Source organism: Frankia sp. CeCAU1, assembly GCF_977971845.1.
Map to the genome: position 1 here is coordinate 1 of NZ_CDWWXA010000139.1, position 11,229 is coordinate 11,229.

An 11,229-nucleotide genomic window follows, 5' to 3' on the forward strand; every position below is an offset into this window, starting at 1 on the left:
ATCCGCTCCGGCTCCCACACCTGGTCGACCCGGGGGGCGGGCCGACCAGGTGTGGGAGCCGGAGCGGATCACGGTGGGCGCCGGGCGCCGGGAACCGCCGGGGTAGCGCGGTCACCCGGGGAGCCGGCAGATTCACCGACCCGGATTCCCCGACGATGGGAGGCCCGGCAGGGGGTCTCGCGCTGTCCTCCGTCATGGCCCCTCTTCGCCGACGGGCACCATTCGCGTACCGGGTCCACCCGCCACCGTGCCGTCATTCCCCGACGGGTCGTCCCCGAGCGCCGTCGTCCGGTCCGTTCGTCGCCTTGTCCGTGCGACGGCTTGTCGGAATGCCGTGGCGCGGTGGATCCCCGTGGTCGGGCGGTGTGCGCTGGTACGCGACCAGCCTGCCATGCGGTCGGGTTGTCCGCCGTGACGGAGCCCGGTTGCATCGGCTACAGGTTGTTTGGAGGGCGAGTTTGGAGGGCGAGGGCCCTGGGACGCGTCCCACCGAAATGCCGCACCCACGATCGGGTGGTCGAGGATCGGGCGGTCGAAGCCGGTGCCGACCCGGTCACCGCCGGCGCTCGGCGGCGCGGGCCTTCACGGTCGCCCCGAGGCCGCGCGCGGCGGTTTCGGCACGCTGCTTCAGCGGCCCGAGGGTGCGGCGCAGCCGATCGATCCGTCCCTCGCCGCCACGGGTGACATCCGCCGCCTCGCCCTCCCCGTAGTCATGATCGGGATGGTCCGCCGCACCCAGCCGCCAGTAGCCGCGGGTCGACAGGTCGGCGCGGTCCAGCCCCGCGGCGAGTAGGTGACGGCGGATCCGGCGTACCGCCGTGGCCTCGCAGGCCACCCAGGCCGCGGTGCCGGCGGGCAGGGGTACGGCCTCGACGGCCTCGGCCAGCAGCGTGCCGGGAACCCCGCCGTCACGGTGCAGCCAGGTGACGGTCGTCGCGGGGGTGACCGGGAGAGCCCGTCGGCGGCCGGCGTCGCGAACCTCCGCCACCACGGTCACCGGTACCCGAGCGGGCAGCCGTTCCAGCACCGTCGCCAGCGCGGGCAGGCCGGTCTCGTCGGCGGCGAGCAGGTGATGCGCGGCCGACGTCCGCACCTCGTATCCACCCCCCGGTCCGGCGATGGCGAGATGGTCACCGGGCCGGGCGGTACCCGCCCACCGCCCGGCCGGACCCTCGCCGTGCAGGAGCATCTCGATGTCCAGTTCGAGGGCCTCAGCGTCGAACCGGCGCGGGGTGTAGGTCCGCACGATCGGGCGGGGTGTACCCGCCGGGAAGACGGGGCGTCCGTCCGGCCCCCAGCTCGGAACGGTCGGTTCGGTCTGTCCGTCGGCCGGCAGGAAGATCTTCACGTGCTGCGCGGCCCGGGGCAGCGAGAATCCGGCCAGCGCCGGCCCACCGAGTGTCACCGTCACCATGTCCCCGGTGAGCGGGGTGACGCGGACGACCCGCAGCCGGCGCGGGGCCGGCCGGGCGCGCCGCGGCGCGGGCCGGTTCTCCGCCGACGTCGACGGGCGGCCGTCGCGCCCGTCCGGTAGTCCGGTCGGGCGGGGCGTGGATGGTGGCGTGGATGGTACGGAGGAGTCCGGCCCGAAGGTCGACATCGGTTCTTGCGTCCTGTCTCTCGTGACCGCGGGCCGGACTGGTCCTGGCCCACACGGACGGGCTTCAGGCCCGAGACGGGGCTGTCCCGACCTCCGCGAGCCCGGGTGGCATTTCAGGACGAACCTACGCCCCGCCATTCGGGCGATGACTCGCGGAGGGGCGCGACGGTTGTTCCGTACCTGCTTCGGGCCTGCCCTGTATCTGCTCCGGATCTGCTCCGACATGATTGTCCTTCTTGACAAGGAAAATTTTCGGCAGGACGATGAGGCGCATGTTGGAGGTCGCAGTGATCGATGACCCGGCCGCAGCGGGGGCCGCGCTCGACCCGGTCCGGGCGAGGTTGCTGGCCGCGCTCGCGGAGCCGGGTTCGGCCAGCACCCTGGCCACTCCCGTGGGGCTGTCACGTCAGCGGGTCAATTACCACCTGAGGGCCCTGGAGCGTCACGGGCTGGTCGAACTCGTCGAGGAACGCAGAAGGGGCAACTGCACCGAGCGCGTACTACGGGCGACGGCGGCCTCCTATGTGATCTCGCCGACCGCGTTGCCGGCGGTCGCCCCGGATCCCGGCCGGTCGCCGGATCAGCGCTCTGCCCGATGGCTGCTAGCGCTCGGTGCCCGGCTGGTGCGGGAGGTCGGCGACCTCATCACCGGTGCCACCGCCGCCCGGCAGCGGCTGGCGACGTTCGCGATCGACAGCGAGATCCGGTTCGCCTCCGCCGCGGACCGCGCCGCGTTCGCAGCGGAGCTCGGGGAGACGGTTGCCGCCCTCGTCGGCAGGTACCACGACACCACCGCCACGGGCGGGCGCTCCCACCGTTTCGTCGTCGCCCTGCACCCGAGCGTCACGCGGCCCGAGCGGGTGGCTGTCGGCTCCGATGCGGGATCCGAGGCGGGGGAGGGCATCCTCGGCCTCGGCACCGCCGGTCCCACCGGCATCGACAGCCCCACCAACGCAGCCGGTCCCACCAACGCAGCCGGCCCCACCGGAACCGATGGCCCCAGCGCAACCAAGGAGAACCAGAGATGTCCCGTGAGTTCGAGATCCGCCGCGAGGGTGTGCTGTCCACCTCCCTGGAGGAGTACTGGGACGCCGTGACCACCGGTAACGGCGGATGGCTGTGGCCGATGGAGTTCGAGCCCCGCCAGGGTGGCGCCGCGCCCTTCGGGGGCACGGTCACCGTCTGGGATCCGCCGCACCACCTCGTCACCCGGGTGGAGGGTGCGGACGGCTGGTTCAACCAGCTGGAACATGTGATCGAGGGCCGGGACGGCGGCACGACCTCCTTCCGCTACGTCCACAGCGGGATCTTCGTCGACGACTGGGAGAACCAGTACGACGGCGCCAGCCAGCACACCGACTTCTACCTGCACACGCTCGGTCAGTACCTGCGGTACTTCAGCCGCCGGCCGGTGACCTACGTCGCGGCCGACGCGCCGGCGTCCTCGACCGCGCCGGACGCGTTTGTCCGGCTGCGCCACGAGCTAGGCGTCGCCGACGAGGTCGGCCAAGGCGACGCGGTGCGCCTCACCCTCCCGGGCATCGACCCGCTGGACGCCGTGGTCGACTACCTGCATCCCCACTTCCTTGGCCTGCGGACCGGCGACGGGCTGTACCGCTTCTTCGGCCGCAACGCCTTCGGCGCCCCGATCGGCATCGCCCTGCACCTGTTCGCCCCCGGCACCGACCAGGCGAAGACTGCTCAGGCCTGGACCGACTGGCTACAGGACGTGTTCGCTTAATCGCCTTTGCGGCAATCTATATCATTTCGTCGGTCCCCGCCGTTTGTCGATCTCCGCCGGCTCGTGCCGGGCCGCCGGCACCCGGTCAGGGAGGCCGGTCACACCCCGAACGCCCGTGCCAGCCGCGTCAACCCTCCGTGATCTCCGCCGGTGGGTGCGTGGTGAAGGACAGGCGCAGCGTCGCGGGGTCCGGCGGCCCCGCGAAAAAAGGCCCCGCGAAAAAAGGAGTACCGGGAACGTAGGCCGCGTCGTGCTCCACCACGCCGGGCAGCAGGGCGGTGGCGTCGTGACCATCGGGGAGGCGGGCCCAGACGAACATGCCGCCCTCGGGCCGGTTCCGCTGCTCCCGGGCGGCAGCGCCCAGGCGAGTCCGTCGAGGAGCGCGTCGTGGCGTTCGCGGTAGGCGGCGCACATCCGCGTGATGTGCAGGTCGGGGTCGGCGTCGGCCAGATACCGGGCGCCGCAGCGGCGAGTGGAGCGGCGTTGGTCATGGCGGCTGCTCGAACTCCTTCTCCGGGTTCTCCCCGTTCACCGCGATCGTAGACGTGGTGACCTCGGGGTGTTCATGGCTCACGCGGCTGCCCGCGACTCCGCCCGCGACTCCGCCCGCGACTCTGAGCAGGCCGAGGGGGCTGCTCGTGAACAGGCAGCGATCGGCCGACGACGTGCGTAAGACGTCCGCACGGAGAAAGCCAGGCTGCGGACCTGGACGGAATGGCGACGGGGAATGCTCCTGTCGCAGCGGTTCATGCGGAACTTATGGAACAGAAATAGAGCGCCCAGATCGCAGAGAATGCCCGCCGGCTGGACCATGACCTCGACGGTCGCGATCGGGCGGGAGATGATCAGGGGAGCGTGTCGGACATCAAACTGATACAGTCCGGCGGAGCCGGGCGTCGTCGACGCTGAGTGTCGCGCTGGTCGCCGGGAGCCGGTCACCCGGCACCGGCCAGGGTTCCTTCCCGGGAGATTTCACATGCGCAGCGCCAAGGATTTCTTCGCTCCCCTCGCGGTGGGGGCGCCACCCCCGCCTCGCGAGATCCCGTGGCGACCGTCCCGGATGATTCACTTCTTCGACCCGAGCAACGAGAAGATGGCGGCGAAGCTGCCGCAGATCATCCCCCGGGTCGACGTGCTGCTCGGGAACCTCGAGGACGGCGTCCGAGCGGACAACAAGATCGTTGCCAGGGACAACCTGATAAAGATCGTCGACGGCGCGGACTTCGGTGAGACGCAGTTCTGGATCCGCCTGAACAGCCTCGACTCACCCTGGGGGCTCGACGACCTGCTCACGCTCGTGCCCGCCATCGGCGAGAATCTCGACGTGGTGATGGTGCCCAAGGTCCAGGGGGCGGAGGACATCCACTATGTGGACCGCCTCCTCGCCCAGTTGGAGGCGAAGGCCGGCCTGTCCCGGCCGGTGCTTGTCCACGCGATTCTGGAGACCGCGCGAGGGGTCGCGAACGTCGAGGAGATCTGCGCGGCAAGTCCCCGCATGCAGGGTCTGTCCCTTGGCCCGGCGGACCTGGCGGCGGATCGGCGGATGAAGACAACCCGTGTCGGCGGTGGGCACCCCGGCTACCTGGTACGCCAGGATCCGCGGCCGGACGACCCGGCGGCCGTCCGAGCCACGTTCCAGCAGGATCCCTGGCACTACACGCTCGCCCGGATGGTAGACGCCTGCGCGGCGAACGGGATCATGCCATACTACGGGCCGTTCGGTGACATCGCCGACGTCCTCGCCTGCGAGGACCAGTTCCGCAACGCGTTCCTGCTCGGGTGTGTCGGGGCGTGGTCACTGCATCCCGTCCAGATCGACATCGCGAAGAAGGTCTTCAGCCCCGAGCCCGCGGACGTCGAGTGGGCAAAGCGCGTCGTCGCGGCCATGGGCGACGGAACGGGTGCCGTGATGGTGGACGGCACGATGCAGGACGACGCCTCGGTGAAGCAGTGCCGGGTCATCCTCACGCTCGCCACTCGCCTCGCCGCCCGGAACGCACAGCTCGCGGCGGCCTACGGACTACCCGCGCCGGAGGCACGATGACCGGCACCGCGGCCCCGGGTTCCCCGGCGGGTTCCCCGTCCGCGGCCCGCCCGCCCGCCGCGTACCGTCCGCGGCGTTCCGTCCTCTACATGCCCGGGGCCAACGAGCGTGCCATGGAGAAGGCCAGGAATCTGCCGGCCGACGCGCTCATCCTGGACCTCGAGGACGCGGTGGCGCCCGTCGCCAAGGAGCGCGCCCGGGAGCAGGTCTGCGCGGCGGTGGCCGACGCCGCCTACGGCCACCGGGAGATCACGGTTCGCGTCAACGCCCGCGGCAGCTCCTGGCATGCCGACGACCTGCGGGCCGCGGGACGGGTGGGCCCGGACGCCGTCGTGGTGCCGAAGGTCGAGTCGCCGTCGGACGTTCACGCGATCGAAAAAGGGCTCGAGGCGGCCGGCGCGCCGGACCGCACCATGATATGGGCGATGGTGGAGACACCTGGTGCCATCCTGCGTGCCCAGGAGATCGCCCAGGCGTCGCCCCGGCTCACCGTTCTCGTGATGGGCACCAACGACCTGGCCAACGAACTGCGTGCCGAATTCGTGCCCGGCCGCGCCCCGCTGCTGACCGGCCTGGGGCTGTGTCTGCTGGCCGCGCGCGCGAGTGGAACCGTGATCCTCGACGGTGTCTACAACGACATCCGCGACGCCGACGGCTTCGCGGCGGAATGCCGCCAGGGCCGCGAGATGGGCTTCGACGGTAAGACGCTTATCCACCCCAACCAGATCGAGACGTGTAACCGCACGTTCTCACCCACCGAGGCCCAGGTCGCGCAGGCCGCGGAGATCGTGCGGGTCTGGGAGGAGGCGCTACGCGAGGGCCGCGGAGTGGCGACCGTCGACGGCCGGCTGATCGAGAACCTGCACGTCGACAACGCGCGCCGGATTCTCGCCGTCAGCGCGGCCATCGCGGGTCTGGCCGACGGCCAGGCGGCCTCCTGACGGTGACCGTTCTGGCCGTGACCGTTCTGGCCGCTTCGACGGCTGTAGGGATGCGACAGCCTCTCCACCGCGGTGGAAGCCACCGCCGTTCCCTGCCAGCGTGATCCGGGCTCTCGGACGCTCGGACTCGCGGGCGATGTCTCCTGTCGGTCAGTGCAGGGGCCGGTGCGCGGTCTCGGGGAGCCGGCTGAAGACGACGGTGCTGACCAGGGCGACGGCGGTGACGTACCAGCCGAAGGAGGCAGCGTGGCCGATGTCCACGAGGTAGGTGGCGACGTAGGGGCCGGTGCCGCCGAAGAGGGCGACGGAGAGCGCATAGGGGAACCCGATACCGGAGCTGCGCAGGCGCGCCGGGAACAGCTCGGCGACCACCGCGCTCGAGATGCACGACCAGCAGGCGAGGAACACCAGCCCCATGATCTGAACCAGGAGCAGCCTGGTGGTCGAGCCGTCCAGTAGGGCCAGCATCGGAACCGTGCCGACCACGAAGAAGGTGCCGAAGATGAGCAGCATCGGCCGCCTGCCGACGCGGTCCGAGATCGCTCCGAAGACCGGCTGCAGGGCGAGGAAGATGGTCAGCGCGACGACACCGGAGAGCAGGCCGTGCTTGAGGTTGGAGCCCACCGTGATGTTCGCGTACGTCGGCAGGTAGGCGGTCCATACATAGAACACCAGGGCCGGGGCCGCGGTCAGCCCGAACACCTGGAGGGATTCCCTGGGGTGCCGGCGGAGGAACTCGAACATGTCGGCACGACGGGCACCGGCCGGCTCGTCCGCCGTCTGGGTGAGGGTCTCCTTGGCGTGCGTCCGGATCCACATGCCGACCATGGCCGCGACCGAGCCGAGCAGGAAGGGGATCCTCCAGCCCCAGCTGGTCATGTTCTGCGAGTCCAGCGTGCTGGCGAGTAAGGCGCTGATCCCGATCGCCGCCAGGTTGGCCGAGGTCGCACTGATGTAGAAGAAGCTCGAGTACAGGCCCCGACGGCCAGCCGGCGCGGACTCGATGAGAAACGCGCTTCCCGCGGCATACTCGCCCCCCGCGGAGGCACCCTGGATCAGCCGGGCCAGCAGGAGTAGTGCCGGGGCGGCGACCCCGACCTGCTTGTAGGTGGGGGCAAGCCCGATGATGAGACTGCCCAGGCCCATGCCCATAATCGTGGTGCTGAGCGTCCTGCGGCGGCCGATCCGGTCGGCGAGAATCCCGAGGATCAGCGCTCCGACCGGGCGGGCGAAGAATCCGACGGCGAAGATTGCTAAGGTCGACATCAGCGGCACCAGGCTGCCTCCCGGGCTGGCCGGGAAGAACTGCGTGGAGAAGTACACCGCAAGCATCGAGTAGATGTACCAGTCGAACCATTCGACGGCGTTGCCGACGGAGGCGGCCAGGAGCTGCCGATAGTGGTTGGTCCGCTCCCGGAGGCCGGTTGTTGCTGTCATCGAAGCGGTCATGGGTTGCTCCCCTGTTGGGCGGGGCCGAGACCACCAGCTCGGAACGTCGAGCTCTGATGGGCCCGGTAACGGGTACGAATTTCCAACAGGATGTGGTGTGCGACACATCGAAGGCTACGGGTGGGATGCCAACGCGGCGCCCTTCGCTTCGTACGCGGCTACGAAACCGGCGGGGCTGCCGTCTCCGCGTGGAAGGCCCAGGACAGTTCCACCAGGGTGTCGGTGTCGTCCAGGGACCGCCCGGTCAGCTCCTCGAACCGGGCTAGCCGGTAGCGCAGCGTGTTGACGTGTACGTGCAGCGCCTCGGCGGTCCGCGGGATGTTACGGCCGTTGGCCAGGTAGCAGCGGAGCGACTCGACGACTTCCTCCCCGAACGCACTGCTGTCCCGGAGCGGCTGGAGGTAGCGGGCCCGCATCAGTGCGGTCACGTCCGCCGCACGCGGCACGGCCACCCGCCAGCCGAGGCTCTCGAGGGTGTGCACGCCCTCGTCGTGGCGCAGTCGGGCCGCGGCCAATACGTCGTTGGCCACCGAGAAGGACGCCGCGACCCGGCCCAGCGGCCCCTCGGGCCCGGCGGCGACCAGCAGCCCCGGGACCGCGGGTGGCGGCCCCGACACGATCCCCACGAGCCGGCCTTGGGAGGGCACCAGGAGCAGGACCATGTTGCTGCGCCGGCACCCCTGGTTGATCAGGTTGAGGGCCTGGTCCAGCTCCGCTTCCGACAAGGTGGCAGTGCACACCGCCCGCAGGCGTGTGTCGCGCCGCACGTGGTAGCGGATGCACCCCTGCTCAATCTGCGCCGGCGACAGGGTGCCGGCGAGCAGCCCGGCGAGCCATTCGTCCCTGCGCCTTCGGTCCGCCACCGCATGCGACAGGCCGTACGCGCGGTAGGCGCTCGCCGCACGAGCGGAGAACACGTCACTCAGCTTCCACAGCAGCGAGGTGAGGGTGAGCGACTCGGGGTGGTCGACCCCGAACTCCTGGGCGCGATCCACCAGCCGGTCCTGGATGCTCGCTATGCAGATGCGGAAGCCGCCCATGATGTCCTCGATCGGCACGCCCTGCCGGAGCCGTTCCAGCGTTGTGCGCTCGGCCTGCCAGATCTCCGAGCTCGGCGGCACGACGCCCGCCCGCAGGGTGCGGCACGCCAGCACGACGTTGCGGTGGATGCTCGTCACCAGCGCCTCGGTCGGGACCACCTCATAGGCCGGGATCTCGCGCCGGACACGCTTGATCGTGGGATCCACCAGTCCCTCGTCGTGTTCCAGCGCAGCGGTGAGTTCTCGCACACGGTCGTCGGACATCCGCATCATCAGGGGATTATCCTGCCCAGCGGTGTCATCGGCACCCCGGTCCGCGCCCCGACGGCGCGCGTGGCACCCGCGCTTGTCGCGTATGTTCAGGGATCTGTCACCGCTGTTCTATCTCGGATCTTTTGGTGGGTCCAGAATCAAACCCTACCGCTCGCCTAGCCGGCTGTTCCCCGCCGGATCCAGACGATTCCGAAGGCAGGGATCGACGACAACCACCCGAGGAGATGCAGATGACGACACTGGTCAATCCCCTCCAACATTTCGCTCCAACGTACACGGGAGTCGATGATCTTCCGTGGGTTCCGTTCACGCCTTACACGAACGAGGTGGAATTAAAGATCCTTCATGTGGATCTGGTCAAGAGCGAGACGCAAATGCTTCTGCGGGCGCCGGGGGGAGCTTCGCTGGGTGTGCACGACCATTATGGCCGCGTGCTTGTCTACACCGTTCGAGGGAAATGGCGGTACGCGGAGCACGCCTGGGTGTCGGGGCCGGGTGACTTCGTGTACGAGGTCGCCAACAGCAGGCACACGTTCATTGTGGAGCCTGACGAGGGCATCGAGGTGTTCATCTCGGTTGAAGGAGCTATTGCTTTCCTCGGCCCAAGCGACGAGATCATAGGCATCGAGCAGGCCCATACGTTCGCCGAGCGATACAACGAGTACTGCAGGAAGCACGGGATCATCCCGGTTGACCTGACCAGCTTCGCCCTCTCGTAGCCAGTCGGTTGGTGGGGCCGGTGATCACGCTGGTCCCACCAGTAAGCCTTGCGAGTCCCACCGGCCACCCTGGTGAGCCTTGTGCGACCCTCGCCTTCGACGAGTCGCCAGCCGGTCGCTATTCGTACACCACGAGCGTGGATTCCGCTATCGCGACTTACCTGGGCTTCCCCCACGTCTTCCCACCGCTTATGCTTGCGGGCGCGGCGGCCCAGGTTCCCGGTAGGAGGCCATCATGCGGATCTACGAGACGTACGACCTCGTCGGTGTACCCCATCGCGACCGTCCTGGACGCTGGGAGGAGATCCTGGGCAGCGCGGTGACGCCATTCCACACTGATGTTCCTCCAGGGCGATTACCCTACTGCGCCTCGATTGAGCGTCGCTGGTTCGATGACATCGCGCTGCTGGATATCGCATGTGATCCGTGCAGGGGTGAACGTAGTCGAAATCTGATCAGCCGGACCAGCGAGGACAATATCGCGATATTCTTCGCTACCGCTGGGACTGAACGGCTTGCCATCGAGGACAAGAAGATTGTTGTCACTCCAGGAAGCTTCGTCATCTGGAACAGCATGCAAAAGGTGCGGTTCGAAGTTGTCGAGCACTTCCGCAAAGTTACCCTGGTAATCCCGAGGGTGGCGCTGGAAGAGGTCTTGGAGAGCCCGTGGTTGGAAGCCGACCTCGTGGTGGATGTGAACGCTCCCGCGATTAGGTTGCTGCGCAGCTATGTCGCATCACTTGCCGGCCTCCCGCACGAGGTTCCCGCCCCCACCATAACGGCGGCCCGCAACGCGGCACTGGAGCTGGTGGCCGCGGCGGTGCGCCCCGAGGCCACGTTCACGAGTGCGATCACTGGGGAAGCGCTGCGGCTCGCAGTGGAACGCTGGATAGCTCGGAACCTTGGCCACCGCGACGTCAGCGCCGCCGCGGCGGCCGCTGCGCAGTGTGTGTCTGTCCGCACGCTGCAGCGCAGCTTCGCCGCGACAGGAAACAGCTACAGCGCCGTCGTCCGCTCCCAGCGACTCGCACGAGCCCGCCGGGACCTGATCGAGGGATCATGCTCCATTCAGGCGATCGCCAGCCGTTGGGGTTTTGCGGACACGAGTCACTTCTGTCGAGAATTCAAACGGCTGTATGGTGCGACGCCGACTTGTTACCGTGATTCGGTCGCCTTACCGTTCGCCCACGTGGGAGATCCCGATTTTCGGGACAATCCGGACGGTGGTACGCAGCCCTCCGGAACCTCCAGAACCGCGTCCCAGACCTACAGGCCGCATGGCTGATCGTGTCGTCCGTCCGTCCGGCACTGGTCCCGGATGTCCAGGACGGGCCGGACTGGCGGCGGGGCAGGTCGGGTTGGGTCTGATCGGGTTGGGTCTGATCGGGTCGGGTTGGGTCTGATCGGGTCGGGTCGGGTCTG

General features: G+C 69.0%; 10 protein-coding genes. 6 read left to right on the forward strand and 4 right to left on the reverse strand.

Annotation, left to right across the window (positions count from 1 at the left end):
* Positions 1-553: 553 nt before the first annotated feature.
* Entirely contained in the window at positions 554-1,600 is a 1,047-nt protein-coding gene (locus AC08OO_RS19375) for a siderophore-interacting protein (protein WP_476611168.1), read from the reverse strand.
* 272 nt (positions 1,601-1,872) lie between these two features.
* Here AC08OO_RS19375 and AC08OO_RS19380 point away from each other — a divergent pair, with 272 nt between their 5' ends.
* Both AC08OO_RS19380 and AC08OO_RS19385 read left to right on the forward strand, forming a co-directional pair.
* On the forward strand, positions 1,873-2,697 hold the full coding sequence (locus AC08OO_RS19380) for an ArsR/SmtB family transcription factor (RefSeq protein WP_476611169.1): 825 nt from the start codon (positions 1,873-1,875) through the stop codon (positions 2,695-2,697).
* Positions 2,625-3,341 (forward strand): SRPBCC family protein, encoded by a 717-nt coding sequence (locus AC08OO_RS19385; protein WP_476611170.1) that lies wholly within the window; start codon positions 2,625-2,627, stop codon positions 3,339-3,341. Before AC08OO_RS19380 ends, AC08OO_RS19385 begins: the two co-directional genes overlap by 73 nt.
* A 127-nt stretch (positions 3,342-3,468) precedes the next feature.
* Here AC08OO_RS19385 and AC08OO_RS19390 read toward each other — a convergent pair whose 3' ends face one another.
* Positions 3,469-3,660 carry a hypothetical protein gene (locus AC08OO_RS19390; RefSeq protein ID WP_476611171.1) on the reverse strand — a complete coding sequence of 64 codons (192 nt, stop codon included), beginning with the start codon at positions 3,658-3,660 and terminating at the stop codon, positions 3,469-3,471.
* Positions 3,661-4,317: 657 nt separating this feature from the next.
* On the opposite strand from AC08OO_RS19390, the gene AC08OO_RS19395 reads away from it, so the two are divergent.
* Both AC08OO_RS19395 and AC08OO_RS19400 read left to right on the forward strand, forming a co-directional pair.
* Entirely contained in the window at positions 4,318-5,385 is a 1,068-nt protein-coding gene (locus AC08OO_RS19395) for an HpcH/HpaI aldolase/citrate lyase family protein (protein ID WP_476611172.1), read from the forward strand.
* A complete protein-coding gene (locus AC08OO_RS19400; RefSeq protein ID WP_476611173.1) occupies positions 5,382-6,326 on the forward strand; it encodes an HpcH/HpaI aldolase/citrate lyase family protein in 945 nt (314 codons plus the stop codon). The genes AC08OO_RS19395 and AC08OO_RS19400 overlap by 4 nt, the downstream gene beginning before the upstream one ends.
* Positions 6,327-6,476: 150 nt before the next feature.
* On the opposite strand, the gene AC08OO_RS19405 is transcribed toward AC08OO_RS19400, so the two are convergent.
* Both AC08OO_RS19405 and AC08OO_RS19410 read right to left on the reverse strand, forming a co-directional pair.
* Positions 6,477-7,775, reverse strand: coding sequence for an MFS transporter (locus AC08OO_RS19405; RefSeq protein WP_011437190.1), 1,299 nt, complete (start codon positions 7,773-7,775; stop codon positions 6,477-6,479).
* A gap of 158 nt (positions 7,776-7,933) precedes the next feature.
* Complete coding sequence (locus AC08OO_RS19410; RefSeq protein ID WP_476611174.1) at positions 7,934-9,079, reverse strand: PucR family transcriptional regulator; 1,146 nt, start codon at positions 9,077-9,079, stop codon at positions 7,934-7,936.
* A 239-nt stretch (positions 9,080-9,318) separates the two neighbouring features.
* Between AC08OO_RS19410 and AC08OO_RS19415 the strand changes: the two genes are divergently transcribed.
* Both AC08OO_RS19415 and AC08OO_RS19420 read left to right on the forward strand, forming a co-directional pair.
* On the forward strand, positions 9,319-9,807 hold the full coding sequence (locus AC08OO_RS19415) for a 2,4'-dihydroxyacetophenone dioxygenase family protein (RefSeq protein WP_063613429.1): 489 nt from the start codon (positions 9,319-9,321) through the stop codon (positions 9,805-9,807).
* 235 nt (positions 9,808-10,042) lie between these two features.
* Complete coding sequence (locus tag AC08OO_RS19420; RefSeq protein ID WP_476611175.1) at positions 10,043-11,092, forward strand: AraC family transcriptional regulator; 1,050 nt, start codon at positions 10,043-10,045, stop codon at positions 11,090-11,092.
* The last annotated feature ends 137 nt before the right edge of the window (positions 11,093-11,229 follow it).